This is a genomic window from Microbacterium sp. LCT-H2, from assembly GCF_001866135.1.
Classification (GTDB): domain Bacteria; phylum Actinomycetota; class Actinomycetes; order Actinomycetales; family Microbacteriaceae; genus Microbacterium.
This window is the reverse complement of record NZ_MODW01000004.1, coordinates 24647-40491: the sequence shown is the minus strand read 5'-3', so window position 1 is coordinate 40491 and position 15845 is coordinate 24647. Positions and strand designations below refer to the sequence as shown.

Annotated in this window: 11 protein-coding genes; 4 read left to right on the top strand and 7 right to left on the bottom strand. The window is 70.8% G+C overall.

The features are described from left to right. Nucleotides 1-27 precede the first annotated feature (27 nt). Nucleotides 28-837 (top strand): DeoR/GlpR family DNA-binding transcription regulator, encoded by an 810-nt coding sequence (locus BK819_RS10900; RefSeq protein WP_071329168.1) that lies wholly within the window; start codon nucleotides 28-30, stop codon nucleotides 835-837. 11 nt (nucleotides 838-848) lie between these two features. Here the strand turns inward: BK819_RS10900 and BK819_RS10895 are convergent, their stop codons facing one another. The 6 genes from BK819_RS10895 to BK819_RS10870 all read right to left on the bottom strand — a co-directional run bounded on the left by BK819_RS10895 (nucleotide 849) and on the right by BK819_RS10870 (nucleotide 9053). After that, entirely contained in the window at nucleotides 849-1736 is an 888-nt protein-coding gene (locus BK819_RS10895) for a LacI family DNA-binding transcriptional regulator (RefSeq protein ID WP_256209446.1), read from the bottom strand. 68 nt (nucleotides 1737-1804) lie between these two features. Beyond that, nucleotides 1805-4066, bottom strand: a complete 2262-nt coding sequence (locus BK819_RS10890; protein WP_071329167.1) for an FAD-dependent oxidoreductase — start codon at nucleotides 4064-4066, stop codon at nucleotides 1805-1807. 37 nt (nucleotides 4067-4103) lie between these two features. Continuing rightward, nucleotides 4104-5909 (bottom strand): BNR-4 repeat-containing protein, encoded by a 1806-nt coding sequence (locus BK819_RS10885; RefSeq protein ID WP_071329166.1) that lies wholly within the window; start codon nucleotides 5907-5909, stop codon nucleotides 4104-4106. 11 nt (nucleotides 5910-5920) lie between these two features. Next, nucleotides 5921-7246, bottom strand: a complete 1326-nt coding sequence (locus BK819_RS10880) for an extracellular solute-binding protein (protein ID WP_071329165.1) — start codon at nucleotides 7244-7246, stop codon at nucleotides 5921-5923. 50 nt (nucleotides 7247-7296) lie between these two features. Beyond that, a complete protein-coding gene (locus tag BK819_RS10875; RefSeq protein ID WP_025105392.1) occupies nucleotides 7297-8202 on the bottom strand; it encodes a carbohydrate ABC transporter permease in 906 nt (301 codons plus the stop codon). Further along, on the bottom strand, nucleotides 8199-9053 hold the full coding sequence (locus tag BK819_RS10870; protein WP_174235390.1) for a carbohydrate ABC transporter permease: 855 nt from the start codon (nucleotides 9051-9053) through the stop codon (nucleotides 8199-8201). Before BK819_RS10870 ends, BK819_RS10875 begins: the two co-directional genes overlap by 4 nt. Before the next feature lie 438 nt (nucleotides 9054-9491). On the opposite strand from BK819_RS10870, the gene BK819_RS10865 reads away from it, so the two are divergent. The 3 genes from BK819_RS10865 to BK819_RS10855 are packed head-to-tail and all read left to right on the top strand — an operon-like array spanning nucleotide 9492 to nucleotide 14831. Then, entirely contained in the window at nucleotides 9492-13565 is a 4074-nt protein-coding gene (locus BK819_RS10865; protein WP_071329164.1) for an Ig-like domain-containing protein, read from the top strand. Then, nucleotides 13556-14161 carry an SGNH/GDSL hydrolase family protein gene (locus BK819_RS10860; RefSeq protein ID WP_071329163.1) on the top strand — a complete coding sequence of 202 codons (606 nt, stop codon included), beginning with the start codon at nucleotides 13556-13558 and terminating at the stop codon, nucleotides 14159-14161. Before BK819_RS10865 ends, BK819_RS10860 begins: the two co-directional genes overlap by 10 nt. 19 nt (nucleotides 14162-14180) lie before the next feature. Further along, entirely contained in the window at nucleotides 14181-14831 is a 651-nt protein-coding gene (locus tag BK819_RS10855; RefSeq protein ID WP_071329404.1) for a GntR family transcriptional regulator, read from the top strand. Between the two features lie 190 nt (nucleotides 14832-15021). Here the strand turns inward: BK819_RS10855 and BK819_RS10850 are convergent, their stop codons facing one another. Next, complete coding sequence (locus tag BK819_RS10850) at nucleotides 15022-15831, bottom strand: amidohydrolase (protein WP_071329162.1); 810 nt, start codon at nucleotides 15829-15831, stop codon at nucleotides 15022-15024. Between the last annotated feature and the right edge of the window lie 14 nt (nucleotides 15832-15845).

Here is a 15845-nt window from a genome sequence, read left to right as displayed (position 1 = left end):
CTGGAGGCTCCATCGGAAGGAGACCGCGTGCTGGTCACGGAACGCCGCGAGCGCATCCTCGCCCTGACCCGCGATCGCGGTACCGCCTCCATCGGCGAGCTCGCGGCCACGCTGCAGGTGAGCGAGATGACCGTGCGGCGCGACATCGACCAGCTGGCCGAGGAGGGCGCGGTCGAGCGCATCCGCGGCGGCGTGCGGGCGCGGGGCCTCCAACGTCTGGTTCCGGCTCCGGCGGCCTCGGCCGAACGGCGGGCGATCGTCGCGGCGGCCTCGGACCTCGTGGAGCCCGGCATGGCGGTCGGCATCTCCGGCGGACCCACGGCCCTGGCGCTCGCACGGGAGCTCGTGCGCGTTCCCGAGCTCACGATCGTCACGAACGCCCTGCCGGTCTCCGACCTGTTCTCGCCACCGGACCGCGCCGACGCCCCGTACACGCAGACGGTCGTGCTCACCGGGGGCGTGCGCACGCCCTCTCAGGCCCTCGTCGGGCCGGTCGCGGTCCGCGCCCTGGAGCACCTGCACTGCGACCTCGTGTTCCTCGACGCTCACGGCCTCGACGAGCAGGCCGGCATCACGACCATGAACCTGCTGGAGGCCGAGACCAACCGGGCGCTCATGGCTGCGGGGCGTGAGGTCGTCGTCCTCGCGGAGCACACCCGCTGGGGCGTGGTCGGGCTCACGACCGTCGCCGATCTCAGCGACATCGACCGCCTGGTCACCGACGACGGCCTCGACGACGGCGCGCGGGAGCTGCTCGCGGCCCACGTCGGCACCCTGCACGTCGCGCCGCGGGACGGCGGCGACGAGCGTGCTCTCGCGACGGCCCTCGCGGATTGAGTCCGCCGCCGTCATCGGGCCGTGCTCGCCCGCGGGATCAGCCGGGCGCCGACCGTCACATGCCGCACCGGCAGATCCGCCCCCGGCGGCGCGGCGATCTGCCGTTCGAGCTCCGTGAACGCCGCGTCCACGAGGCGGGCGTGGTCGGGGGCGATGGTGCTGAGGGCGGGCACGGCGAAGCGCGCGGCCCGGATGTCGTCGATGCCGACGACGGCGACGTCGCCCGGCACGCTCCGCCCCTGGGCCTGGAGAGCGGCCAGCGCACCGAGGGCGACCGAGTCGTTCGAGCAGACGATGCCGTCGAGATCGGGGATCGCGGTGGCCATGGCGCCCGCCACGCGCTCACCCTCCTCCGCCGTGAAGGCGTCGACCTGCGCGGTGAGCGCGGGGTCAGCCGGGATGCCGGCGGCCGCCAGGGCCTCCAGATACCCCGCATGCCGGCGGTCGGCGGCGTCCGAGGGGCGGGCGTCGCGGCGTCCGACGAAGCCGATGCGACGGCACCCCACCGCCACCAGATGCTCGGTGGCGGTGTAGGCGGCGGCGCGGTTGTCGATCGTGACGTGCGTGAACGGGCTCACCTGGATGTGCTCGCCCAGCAGCACGAGCGGCCCGGGGGAGGTGCGGCGCGTGAGGTCGGCGACCGTGAGCGAGCGCGGGATGTGGATGAGCCCGTCGATGGGCGGCAGGCCGACGCCGTTGGCGACGTCGATCTCGCGGCCGTGATCGCCCTCGGTCTGCACGATGAGCACCGCCAGGCCCCGATCGTCGGCGCCGCGGACGATGCGCGAGCCGAGCTCCGCGAAGTACGGCTCCTCCAGATGCGGCACCGCGAGCGCGATGAGTCCCGTGCGGGTGGCGCGCGCGACGGGGAGCACGCGGCCGCCGGGCGAGGTGGTCACCTGCGGCCTCCTGGAGGGACGACGGTCTCCGCCGGGTCGACGGATGCCCTTCACGTTAGCGCCCTCCGTCACGATTGCACTCGGAACGCGATCACGCGTGCCTCCGCGACGCCGTTCGTCCGCTCCACCACGAGGCGGGCGGCCGTGAGGGCGCCGAGGTCGTCCGGCAGCGGATGCACCCGCAGGCGATGGCGGTTGTCCCGCTCCTCCGCCACGGTGCGCCACTCCTCGGAACCCGCCTGCTGCACCTCGACCCGGTAGTCGCGGACGAGCTGGGGCAGCACCTCGTCGGGGCTCCGGTGGTGATGCAGGGTGTTGAGCTCGAGGTCCACGTCGTCGTCGAACACCAGGCGGATCTCGGAGGCCGTGACCGGCTGCTCCCAGTCCAGGCGCAACCACTGCGGGCCCTCGGCCTCCGGGGCGGACGCCCACAGGTGCGGTCCGCCGAACGGGCGGTTGTACCCGGAGACGGCGCGCTCCGGGGCGACGGCCTCGGAGTCCGGGCTCGTGCGGAACGCGGGCACCCGTCCGCGCAGCGGCTTGGTCGGCCACTGCACGAGGAGGCCGTCGCGGTCGACCTGCACGTTCCGGTCGTCGTTGTCGACCCGGTGCACGAGGGTGAGCACCCCTGGTGGGAGCTCGGTGGCGAGCTGCACCTGCACCTGCGGGTTCGCGCGGAGCACGATGATCGCGTTCTGCGGGTCTTCCGGGGCGAAAGGCGTCTCCGCCCGCACCCAGGACGGACCCCCGGCGGGGACGTCGATCACGGTGCGGTGCTCGAGCACCGCGGGCACGATGTTCTGCGGACGGCCGGTGGACCAGACCTCCACCGTGACCTGCGTGTCGGCCTCGGCGCTGAGCAGCAGCTCGGTCGTGTCGAGGCGCGGGTGCACGGGGACGACGATGCCGAGGTCGTCCGTCAGGGCGTGCGGGGTCGCCGCGGCCACGGTGCTCTCCGGGGTGCCGATCGTGCGCAGGGTGCTCGATGCGGTGACGGCAGCGGTGCGGGCGCGGTCGGCGGCGTCCTCGTTCGCGACGCCGATGAGGGAGGCGTCGGCGCGGAGCAGCGTCTGGCGGAGTTCCGCACGATGGTGCTCGTACAGCTCGCGGGGCGTGGCGTCGTGCGCGTAGCAGAGGGCGGCGGCGGTGCCCGCGGCCTCGCCCATCGCCGCGCACGTGGCCATCACCCTGGCGGCACCGAAGGCGATGTGCGTGGCCGAGATGTCGCGGCCCGCCATGAGCAGGTTGTCGACGTTGACGGAGTACAGCGAGCGGAACGGGATTTCGAAGACGCCGTCCGAGAAGCGCTGCACCGCGCCCGCCCCCGTCGCGTACATGCCCTCGGCGGGGTGGAGGTCGATGGACCAGCCGCCGAACGCGACGCCGTCGTCGAACGACGTCTGCTCCAGGATGTCCTGCTGACGCAGCGTGTAGTCGCCGATGAAGCGACGGTACTCGCGCTTGCCGGGGATGTTGCCGATCCACTCCAGGGTCAGGTTGTCGGCGTCGAACTCGCCGGAGTTCTTGATGTGGTCCCAGATGCCGAGGATCACCGACCGCAGCTCGTCGCGGATCGCCTCGTTGTCGTCGACGATGTCGAGCGTGCCGCCCCACTCGATCCACCAGTAGTGCGCGCCGCTGTCGCCGCTGCGAATGATGCGCGACGAGGGGATCGGGGTGGTCGAGATGTCCTTCGCGCTCTCCGGCGCGACGTACTTCACCGGGTGCCCGAGATCCTTCGTGTAGAAGAGGAGCGTCGAGCCGAGGAACTCGCGCACGGGCTGCTCGGGCGCCCAGTCCTCGCCGAACTCGCTGCGGCTCTCCTTGCCCAGCCGGTGCCGGGCGCCGACGAGCCGTCCGACCAGGCCGTCCCCCGTGCAGTCGAGGAAGAGCGGCCCGCGGAAGACGGTGCGGATCTCCGAGCCCATCGTCCAGCCGGTGACCGACCGGACCCGACGGGCGTCGTCGGGGCCGGTGGCCTCGGCTTCGAGCACCTCCGTGTTGAGGAACAGCGTGAGGTTGGGCTCGCGGCGCACGATGTCGAGCACCACGTCGTCCCAGTACACGGGGTTGCCCTCGGGGTTGCGGAACTGGTTCTCCCGGTACATCTCGCCGATGATCCCGGTCTCCCGCGCCCACCGCTGGTTGCCGTGGGCGGTCGCTCCGCACACCCAGACCCTCACCTCCGAGGAGGAGTTGCCGCCGAGCACCGGCCGGTTGTTGATCAGCACGGTACGTCGGCCGAGGCGGGCCGCCGCGACGGCGGCGCTCACTCCGGCGAGGCCGCCGCCGACGACGATGATGTCGGCTTCGACGGTCTGGGTGCGCATGGGGATGGGTTCCTTTCGGGTGGGGTGGTGATGCCGCTCAGCGTGCGGCGATCGCTTCGATCTCGTAGACGCGGGCGACGTCGGTGGCGGAGTCGGACGGGTCGGTGATGACGAGGCGCACGGCATCGGCCGTCCGCCCCTGGGCGTCGACCACGACCGTCGTCTGGGTGTTGCCGGTGACGGTGCCGACCGTGACCCAGCCGCTCGCGGTGCGCAGCTGGACGGTGAAGTCGCGCAGCACGGACGTCTGCGGCAGCCCGACCGTGTAGCCGCTGCGCACCCGGACGACGTCCAGCGGCGTGGCCTCGTCCCACTCGACGGTGATGGTCGGCTGGGTGTCCTCGGTCGCCGAGATCCACCGGCTCGCGTCGGTGCAGCCGCCGTCGATCGCCTTCTCCGGGCCGGTGTCGGCGCGGAGCTGGGACGAGGCGGTCGCGGTGCCGCCGAGCGCCAGGTTCTCGCCGCCGGCGTCGCCGCGGAGGGAGGCGACGATGGCGGGGAGGGTGGTCGCCCCCGGCTGCCCGTCGCGCGGGACCTCGGCGCGCCGGAGCGTCCCTCCGCCGGGAACAGCGGGGGCGCTGAGGTAGACGACGTCGGTGCCGTCGGTGCGGGTGGCCGCGCGGAGGCGCTGCTGGCCCACGACCGGATCGCCCACGGTGTCGGCAGTCCATCCCGAGGCCCCGGCGGTCAGCAGCACCGTCTGACTGCGGGTGATGCCGCAGTCCTGCACCGACACCACGGCGTAGACGCGGGTCTCGCCGCCGGCGGTGGGGGTGTCGAGCGCCGCGATGGTCTGCACGCCGCCACCGAGGGCGTCCGTGTCCACGAGGGTCTCGCTCGTCCAGGCGGAGCCGGTCCAGGTCGCCCACCGCACGTCGAAGGCGTTCTCGGTCTCGTCCGCGTACCGGTAGGTCACGCCCACGAGCTCGCCGTCGGCGAGGGCCATCTTCGCGGTCTGCACCGCCGGCACGGCGTCGCCGATGGTCTCGCCGGGCTCGTAGCCGCGCCACACGACGGCGCCGGGGGTGTCCGGGCGGATCGGGGTCGGCAGCGCCTGCCCGGCGACGTCGCGGAAGCCGCCCGCGGCCGGGTCGTACACCGCGTAGGAGCCGAGGTGGCGGTAGGGATCGGCGGGCCACGGGCCCCACTCCCACAGCACGTGGACCTTGCCGCTCGCGTCGACCTCGAGGTCGTCGGGATAGAAGGAGTGGTTCACGGCGGCGGCGATCGTCGTCTCGCGGGTCCACGTCCCGGCCGCGGGGTCGTAGTGGTACAGCACCCCGTCGCGGCGAGCCTGCGGGTCGGCGCCGATGCGCACCATGAGCCAGATGTCGCCGTCGGCGCCCTGCGCCGTGACCGGGTAGGAGACCGCGGCCCCGGCGTCGGGCATCTCGGCGCTCACGTCGACGAGTGAGGTCGCGTCATAGGGCACGGTGGAGCGGAAGTACTTCCAGGGCTCGTGGTGCATCGAGACGAACGCGTGGATGTACCCGTCGCCGTCGATCGCGATGGACGGCTGGTTGTGGCCGTTGTCGTCGAGGTACTCCGCGCAGGCCCCGGTGGCCAGTCGCAGGCAGCCCGAGGTCCACGTGCCGTCGGCGGCGCGGACGGCCAGGTTCACCTGGTGCTTCGCGGCCACCGAGCCGGGCACGTTGTAGGCGAAGTACGTCTCATCGCCGTCGACGACGATCGGGTTCCACCAGCCGGACTGGTTGGAGCTGTCGACCGTGACGGGCACGGTCTCGACGTCGGGGGTCGCGGCGGCCGCCGGAGCGGGCACAGCGAGGACGAGTGCGGTGAGGGCGGCGGCAGCAGTGGCGCCGGCCTTCCAGCGGAGGGTCATGGCGATGCTCCTCAGCCCAGCAGCTTCTGCGCCTGGTCGCCGGCCTGCGCCATCGCGTCCTTGGCGCTCTGCTGACCGACGAGGACGGCCTGCACGCGGTCGGCGATCACGGTCTCGATCTGGGCGTACTGCGGGTACTGCCAGAAGGGGTTGGTGGTGGCGGTCGCCGTGATCTTCTCGGCGAAGCGGGCCCCGAACGCGTCGGACGCCACCTCCTTCGAGGCCTGCGCCTCCTCGGTCACGGGCGGCAGGCCGCGCAGCTCGTAGTCGCCGAGCACTGCCTTCAGGTCGCTCGTGGCCCACTGGCCGAAGTCTGCGGCCGTGCGGGTGCTGTCGCCGGAGCCGCCGCCGACGATGGCGATGGCGCCACCCCAGACGAGGGCGCGCGGGGTGTCGCCCTTCTTCAGCACCGGGCGGGACTCGGGCACGAGCTTGGAGGCGAGGTCGGGATCCGGCGAGTCCTTCGTGACGGACGCGCGACCGACGGGGGCGTCGTCGTAGATGGCGGCGCGGCCCTGGGAGAACAGGGAGCGGGCGTCGAAGCGGTCGACGTCGGCGGCGATGAGTCCCTGGTCGTACAGCGACTTGTACCAGGTGACTGCCTCGATGCTGGCGTCGTCGCCGATCGTGACCTTCCCGTCCTTGACGAGGTCGCTGCCGAACGTCTGCATCCAGATGAGGACGTCCTTGAGCTGGGCGGCCTTGGTCGAGGCGGCGTAGGGGATGAGGCCGCCGCCGAGGGCCTTGAGCTTCTTCAGCGCCGCCTCGAAGTCGTCGACGGTGGTGGGGAACGTGGAGATCCCCGCCTTCTTCAGCAGCTCGGAGTTGGTGATGAGGCCGATCGCGCCGATGGTCCACGGGAACGCGTACTGCTTCCCGTCGAGCTGGGTCGCGTCCAGGCTCGACGCGGTGTAGCCGCGACCCTTCGTGAGCGCCGAGACGTCCTCCAGCTTGCCGAGCGCGGCCAGCGAGGCGAGCCAGGCGACGTCGACGTGCGCGGCGCCCGTGAACTGTCCGCCGCGCACCTGGAGCATGAGCTGCTTGAAGTACTCGTTGTAGGGGAAGGAGACCTCGGTGATGCCGACGTCGTTGGTCTTCTTGTAGCCGTCGAGCAGCGCGCGGGTGGCCGGGGCAGCGGCCTCCTCGGTGAGCGACCAGCTGGAGAACGAGAAGTCGGTGGCGGTGAAGTCGCCCGCGCCGAGCCCGGCGCCGGGGGTGGAGGACGGACTGCCGCTGCCGCCGCCGCTCGGCATGCAACCGGCGAGGAGGAGGCCGGCGGCGCCGAGCCCGGCGAACTGCAGGAGCTGGCGACGGGAGACGGTGGTGTTCTCGGACATGGGGGTGCTCTCTCTTCTTCGAGGGACTGCGGATGAGGGGGTGGTGCGGGTCAGCCCTTGACCGCGCCGGCGGTGAGCCCGCCGACGAGGAAGCGCTGCAGGGCGATGAACGCGATGGCCACGGGGAGCGAGACCACGAGCGAAGCCGCCATGAGCTCGGGCCAGGCGGTGGACGCCTCCCCGATGAACGTGTTGACGAGTCCCGGCGGCAGGGTCTGCTTGTCGGGGCCGGCGAGCGTGAGGGCGAAGATGAAGTCGTTCCAGCCCCGGACGAACGCGAAGAGTCCTGCGGCGATGAGGCCGGGCGCGGCAAGCGGCAGCACGATCGAGTGGATGATGCGCAGGCGGGAGGCGCCGTCGACGCGGGCGGCCTCGATGAGCTCGTCCGGGATCGTGTCGAAGAAGCCCTTCAGCATCCACACGCACAGCGGCAGCGTGAACGTCGTGAACGACAGCACGAGCGCCGTGTAGGTGTTGAGCAGGCCGTAGGCCGAGAACACCGCGTAGAGGGTGATGAGCAGCAGCGCCTGAGGGAACATCTGCGACGCCAGCACGAAGTACATGAGGCTGCGGCGGCCGCGGTAGCGGAACTTCGAGAACGCGTAGCCCATGTACGCCGACACCAGCACCGAGAGGATCGCGGTGATGACGGAGACGACGATGCTGTTGCGGAGGTAGCCGAACAGGGCCGGGTTGTTCGCGAGCGCGGCGTAGGCCTCGAACGTGATCTCGGTGGGGAACAGCTTCGGCGGGTAGCTGAACACCTCCGTGCGCGGGGTGAGCGAGGTCGCGAGCAGCCAGTACACGGGCAGCAGAGCGAACCCGCCGAACACGACGACGGCGATCCAGGCGCTCACGGTGGAGGCGCGGCGGTCGGCGCGGTGGCGTCGACGGCGGGGCGCGGCGGGCGGGGCGGAGACGGCGGCCACCGTCTCCTCGGTCAGCACGGCGGTCATCGCTTCTCTCCCTTCTCGGACAGACGGACGTAGACGACGACGAGCGCCATCAGCAGGATCATCCAGAGCAGGCCGATCGCCCCGGCGTGGCCGAGGTCGAAGCCGTCGAACGCGGTCTCGTACACCGCGGTCGCGAACGTCTGGGTGGAGCCGGCGGGACCGCCGCCGGTGAGGACGTAGATGATGTCGAAGTGCTGGAAGTTCCAGATGAACTCCAGCAGGATCACGAGGCCGATGATGCCGCTCATCTGCGGGACCGTGATGGAGAAGAAGCGGCGGATGGTGCCGGCGCCGTCGATCTCGGCGGCCTCGTGCAGCTCGATCGGCACGGTCTGCAGGCCGGCGAGGAGCATGACCATCATCCAGGGGAACGACTGCCACGTCTTCGCGACGATCACGGCGATCATGGCGGTGGTGGGGTTCGCGAGCCACGCCTGGGGGGAGTCGATGAGGCCGACGGTCTCCAGGGCGGCGTTGAGCACGCCGTAGTTGGCGTTGAAGATCCACATCCACAGGAACGACACGACCACGCCGGGGATCAGCCACGGGATGAGCATGAGGCCGCGGAGCACCTTGGCGCCGCGGATGCGCGTGTTCAGGGCGAGGGCGAGGCCGAAGCCGATCACGAACGGCGCGATGGTCGTGCCGAGGGTGAAGACGAGCGTCTGGGTGAGGAGCGGGAAGAACTCACCGGTGAGCACGTCGACGATGTTCTGGAAGCCGACGAACTCGCGGCCGGGCTCGACGAGGCTCTGCTTGTAGAACGCGGTGATGAGGGCCGTGATCAGCGGGTACACGACCACGGCGGCGAGGAGCGCGAGGCCGGGAGCCGTGAGGAGGAGCGCGAACATCCCGTCCGAGAGGCGACGGGGCCGGCGACCTGTTCCTATCTGTGAGGAAATGGTCTGTTCTGTCATCTAGGTCATCCTTGGCCTGGGGTGATGTGTCCGCACTCTCGCAGTGCGGTCTCGGGCTTCCTCAGTATTTCCGGCAGATTACAGCGACGTCAACTGGAGAGCGCAATAGTCAGAAAGTGGTGGAAAGTGTTTGTTTTGTGAACTGGTTTCTCGGATGCGAGCCTCGGTACGCGAGGGCCATCGGGATCGGGATGCCGAAGGCGGCGTCGACCAGCGCCGAGCCCGATCAGCCGCGACGCCCTGGCGCCTCGAGGATCCGAAACGATCAGTATCGATCCTTGCTAGTCGATTATCGATTGGCTACGGTCGGAGCAGCCGCTCCCGCGGCGCCGCGCGCATCGGCCGTGCGGGAAGCGACAGTTCGGAGACGCGATGAAGCGTGTACTGGCAAGCCTGACCCTGGCGGCGGTGTTCGGATCCGCCCTCGCTGCGGCGGTCCCGTCGGCGGCTGCGGCCGCGGACGATGACGCCCTCTACCTCGCGCCGGGAGGTGACGACGCGGCCTCCGGCACGATCGACGACCCCCTCGCGACGCTGGAAGGCGCCCGCGACCGGATCCGCGCGCTGAAGGCGGATTCCGCGCTCCCGGACGACGGCCTCACGGTGTACCTCCGGGAGGGCACGTACCCCCGCTCGGCGTCGTTCGAGATCGGCGCGCAGGACTCGGGCACTGCCGACGCCCCCATCACCTACCGCTCGTACCCGGGGGAGACCGCCACCCTCACCGGCGGTCGCGAGCTGCCGCGTGACCAGTTCGCGGCGGTCGACGACGCGGCGGTGACCGACCGCATCATCGACCCGGCTGCCCGCGACCGCGTGGTCGGGATCGACCTCGCCGACCTCGGCATCACCGACTACGGCCAGCTCAGCCGTCACGGCTACTGGAAGGCCAACGACGTCAGCACCACGCCGCCCATGGAGCTGTTCATCGATGGCCAGGGCATGACCCTCGCGCGCTGGCCCAACGCCGACGCGGCCACCCCGACCGTGCAGATGGGCGACATCATCGACGCCGGGCCGGACCGTAACGACGCCGACCTGCAGGAGCGCGGCGGCACGTTCCGCTACGGCTACGACCGTCCGAAGCACTGGACCCAGGCCGAGGACGTGTGGCTGGACGGCATCTTCGGCTACAGCTGGGAGTGGTCGTACAACAAGATCGAGAGCATCGACACCGAGGCGAAGACCATCACCCTCCGCTACGGCGAGATGTCCGGGATCATGAAAAGCTGGTTCCCCGACTTCCACTTCGCGCAGAACCTGCTGGAGGAGCTCGACGCCCCCGGCGAGTACTACATCGACCGCGACGCCGGGAAGCTGTACCTCATCCCCAACGCCGCGTTCACGTCGGGTCGCGGCGCCGTGACGGTGACGACCCTCGACGAGCCGATGCTGCGCGCGGACGGGGCCTCGTACGTGAACTTCGACGACCTCGTGATGGAGTACGGGCGCGCGACGGCCGCGGTGATCCTCGGCGGCTCGCACGTGACGATCTCGCACAGCGACATCCGCAACTTCACCGACGGCGGCGTGCTCATCAACTCGCCGGGCCGCTACACGTACGACGGCATCCCGGTGAACCGCGGCGGCCGCGACCACGCCGTCACCGACAGCCGGCTCACGCACGTCGGCGGCGTCGGCGTGGTGCTCCAGGGCGGTGACAAGACGACGCTCGAACCCGGCCGCAACCGGGTCGAGAACTCCGAGATCGCCGACTTCGCGTACTACCACAAGGCCTACAACCCCGGCGTGATGTTCGACGGCGTCGGCAACATCGCCAGGGACAACGAGATCCACGACGCCCCGCACCCCGGGATCATCGTGCACGGCAACGACCACCTGTTCGAACGCAACGAGGTGTACGACGTCTGCAAGCAGTTCCACGATCTCGGTGCGATCTACATGAACTCCGGCAAGACCCCGCAGCAGCGCGGCCACGTGTTCCGGGAGAACTACTTCCACGACATCGGCGTCGGCATGGCGGGCGTCGAGGGCATCTACGCCGACAACTTCACGTGGGACCTCACGATCGAGAAGAACGTGTTCGTGAACATGGGCAACGGCGCGATCAAGAGCGGCTCGGCCGACTACATCGAGGCGCGCAACAACGTGTTCGTCGACGCGTACGCGCCGTACGACAACTACGAGCAGTGGATGGGCGACCAGGAGGGCAACGTCGTCGACCGCGACTACATGCCGGCCTGGGAGAAGGTGTTCGCCGACAACAACGACTTCGTCGGCACGCCGTACCTGACGAAGTACCCCGAGCTCGCGCACTTCTTCGAGGACGACCACCACTTCCCGAACCACAGCACGTTCGCCGAGAACGTCGTGTGGAACCCGAACCGGGCCCGGATGGCCGGCGTCAACGAACACGGCGCGAAGGACGGGAAGAACCTCCTGAACTACGAGGACAACTGGGTGGCCGACGCCGACCCCGGCTTCGTGGACGCTGCGAACGGCGACTACACGCTGAAAGCCGATGCGGCCGTGTTCGACCAGATCCCCGGCTTCGAGGCCATCGCGTTCGGCGAGATCGGGGTCGACGGCGCGATCGGGCAGACGCAGCAGCCGCAGACCATCCCGCTCGAGGACATCGCGTTCGACAGCGACACGCTCACGATCGACGCGGGCGACGAGGTGCGCGTGCGCGCCGTGCCGCTGCCCTGGAACGCCGACGACGCCGCGGTGACCTACGCCTCGGCCGACGCCGCCGTCGCCACCGTCAACGACAAGGGCGTGGTGCTCGGCATGGGCCCCGGTGCGACCGCGGTCACCGCGACCGCGAAGGCCGATGCCACCAAGACCGCGACCATCGAGGTGATCGTCGAGGAGGGCGACGGCGTGCTGCACTTCACCGACTTCGAGTCGGGGGCGAACGGCTGGCCGACCGACCCGAACCGCAGCATCCAGGTGGATGCTGCGGGCGACAAGGTGTACCGCATCCTCAAGGGCGCCAACAGCATCCTGCCGCGGGACTTCACGGAGTTCGTGCTCGACTTCGACGTCACGGCCCCGGCCACGACCCCCGCCAACGCGGGACTCATCGTCTACGACCGCAACGGCAAGGGCGGCGGCTACATCCGCTTCCGCCAGGCCGCCGCCGGGCCGACCTGGACGATCTTCGACGACGCCTGGAAGGTCGTTGCGGAGAAGGTCGTGCCGGCGGCGCAGGGCCTGACCCCCGGCGAGACGTCGCACGTCCGCATCGCGGTGCAGGACGGGCAGATCCGCATCTCCGTCAACGGGGCGATCGCGCTGGAAGGCGCCGATCCCGGCCCCGGAAAGGCCGGCCGGGTCGGGTTCTACGTGGAGAACTACGCCTCGCTCGACTTCGACGACATCGGGTTCTCGCTCTCCGGCGTGCCGGTCACGGGCGTGAGCCTGGACGCCGACGCCGTCGGACTCACCGTGGGGGAGCGGCGGTCCGTCGCGGCCACGGTCGCCCCGGAGGATGCCAGCGACGCCCGGGTCACCTGGACCACCGACAGCCCGGAGGTCGCCACGGTCTCCGGGGGACGGATCGCGGGGGTGGCGGCGGGGACTGCGACGATCACCGCGACCTCGGTCGCCGATCCGAGCCTCAGCGACACGGTCACCGTGACCGTGGACGACGCCGAGTACCCGACCACCCGCCTGGACGGTCAGCTGAAGGACGGGGCGAACTGGAGTGAGTCCGACCTCATCGCGGTGGACGACACGGGTGTCGTGATCAGCGGTCAGGGCGTGCACGGCTACGAGGCCGAGCGCTTCGGCGACACCCTGCTGCAGTTCGAGGCGGAGTTCGGCGCCTTCGACGGTGGCTGGTACGGCTTCCAGGCGCGCTCCGACCAGACCGGGCTCCCCGCCTGGCAGAACTCCAACACCGGATACCTCGCGGTGATCAAAGAGGACGTGATCGAGTTCCAGAGCTGGACGCCGGGCCAGACCATGCTCGACAGCATCCCCAACACCGTCATCGAGCCGGGCTCCACGCACCGCATCGAGTTCGGTGCCGTCGCCGAGGACGGCGGCACCCGCATCGTGCTCCGGGTCGACGACGTGACCGTGTGGAACATGGTCGACGCCAGGGAGAACCTCCGTATCGGTGCCGACGGCTTCTTCAACGTCTACCACTACGGCAAGACGAACACCCTGGTCGTGCGGCCGACACCGCCGCCCGCGACCGTGACCGGCATCTGCTGGGCGCCCGAAGCCGAGCCGAAGACCCGCTACGTGCGCGGCGAGGAGCTCGACGTGACCGGCATGCTGCTGGGGGTGGACTGGAGCGACGGGTCCCGCACCACGCAGCAGGTGACGGCCGACATGGTCAGCGGCTTCGACAGCAGCAAGGTGCGCCCGCACCACACGATCACCGTGACGTACGCTGGCGCGAGCGTCGAGCTCCCGATCTCGGTGCGACCGAAGCTCAAGAACGACGAACAGGACGTGCCACGATGCGGGTGACCTTCATCGGAGACTCGATCACCGACGCGGGGCGCGATCGCTCCGACCCGGAGTCCTTCGGGGACGGCTATGTGTCGCTCCTCGTCCCCGAGCTGCAGGCCGCTGGGGCCACGGTCCGCAACCTCGGGATCGCGGGGGACCGCGCCCGCGACCTGGCCGCGCGGTGGGACGCGGAGCTGCTGCCCACGGCGCCGGAGCTGCTGACCGTGTACGTCGGCGTGAACGACATGTGGCGTCGGTTCGACAGCGACGACCCGACCTCAGCCGAGGAGTTCGCCGCCACGCTCGGCGACCTCCTCGGCCGCGCGGTGGCCGCGCACGCCCCGCGGCTGATCCTCATGGAGCCGTACTTCCTTCCGGTGACGAAAGAGCAGCGCACGTGGCTCGACGACCTCGACGGGAAGCGGGCGGCGGTACGGGCTCTCGCCGCGGAGCACGGGGCGGCGTTCGTGCCCCTGCATGGGGTGTTGACGGCGGCGGCGGAGCAGTATCCGGTCGTCGAGCTCGCGCCGGACGGGGTGCACCCGACGCCCCTCGGATCCGCCCTCATCGCGGATGCCTGGCGCACGGCCGCGTCCATTAGCGATAGTCGATAATGGACGTAGACTGATGGTCATGACGGATGCTCTCGGCACGGCCGGACTGCAGCGCGGACTGCTGTCCGATCAGATCTACGCGCTCATCAAGGCGATGATCAAGGACTCCACGCTGGCTCCCGGCGAGCAGCTCGTGGAGTCGCAGCTCGCCCGGCAGATGCAGGTGAGCCAAGCGCCCGTGCGCGACGCCCTCAAGCGGCTCGCCCACGAGGGGCTCGTGTCGCACGTGCGGCATCAGGGCAACTTCGTCGCGAGCTACTCCGCGGAGGAGGCGGCGCAGGCGAAGGTGGCGCGCGTCGAGCTGGAGGGGCTCGCCGGTCGGCTGGCCTGCGGGGCGCTGGATCCCGAGCGGCGTGCCGAGCTCGTCGGCCTCATCGCGCAGATGCACGAGGCGGCTGAGGCGGAAGACCTCGCCCGGTTCCGCGAGCTCGACTTCACCTTCCACCGTGCGGTCATCGAGGCCAGCGGCAATGTGTACCTCCCGCGCATGTGGGACCTCCTGGAGCCGAGCCTGCGCGTGATGCACGTGCTCGGCGACCCCACCTTCACGGGGAACTGGCACGAGGTCGCGGACTGGCACAAGGGCCTGCTCGACACGCTGGAGGCCGGTGACGAAGAGGCCGCGTCCTCCCTGTTCCGCGCCCACGCTGCCGGCACTCTCCTCGACTGACCCCCGCGCGAGGTCGCAGTTTCGCACCGGGGTCGCACGGCTGACCGGAGTCCCTGCGACGCGGGGCGGATCCGCGACGGGGGTGCGGAAGTGTCCGGGGTGCGGACTCCCTGCGCGAGGTCGGAGTTTCGGCGCGAGGTCGCAGGGGTGACCGGAGTCGCTGCGACCTCGGTGCGAAACTGCGACGGGGCTACGCGGTGAAGGGGGCGAGGCGGTCGGCGGTGCCGGACCAGAATGCTCGAGCCTCGGCAGGGGAGAGCGGTGGAAGAGCCCGCCGGGTCGCGGCGAGCACCTCCGCGTAGGTCGTGGTCCGCGTGGACATCGGCCAGTCGCTGCCGTACATCAGCCGATCCGCGCCGAAGAGGGCGAAGGCGGAGCGCAGCAGTCCCCGCAACTCGTCCGCCCCGCGCGCCGCGAGGTCGAGCCCGGAGACCTTCGCCGACACCCCCGGAGCCGACGCAGCCTCGGCGAGCGCGGAGAGCCATGCGGCATCGGCCGTCCGGGCGCCGAGGCCGAGGTGGCAGACGACGATCGCGGTGTCGGGGTGCCGTCGGGAGAGGGCGGCCGCGGCGGGCAGCTGATCCGGGCGGATGAGGAGTTCGAGGGTGCGGGCGGTCGCGCCCAGGTGGTCGGCGAGGGCGTCGAGGCCGTCCACATCCGAGAGATCCGCGGCGAACTGCGGCACCGCGGCGCGCACGCCGACCACGGCGGGAGAGAACGCGACTGCGGTGGCGCCGGCGGCCCGTCCCGGCGCGGGGGTGTACTGCAGCACCACGCGTCGCAGGAACGGGTCGCGGGCGGCGGTCGCGGTCAGCCACTCCGCCTCCGCCACCGAGTCCGCCGCCTGCACGGCGATGGCGGAGGAGACGCCGGCTACGGTCAGCTCCCGTCCGAGACGAGCGGCCGCGGCCTGCCGGGGGAGCCCGAGGTCGTCGCGGAACCACGGGATCGGCACGGCGTCCGCATCCCAGACGTGCACGTGGGCGTCGACGATCCGCACGTCAGCTCCCGGGC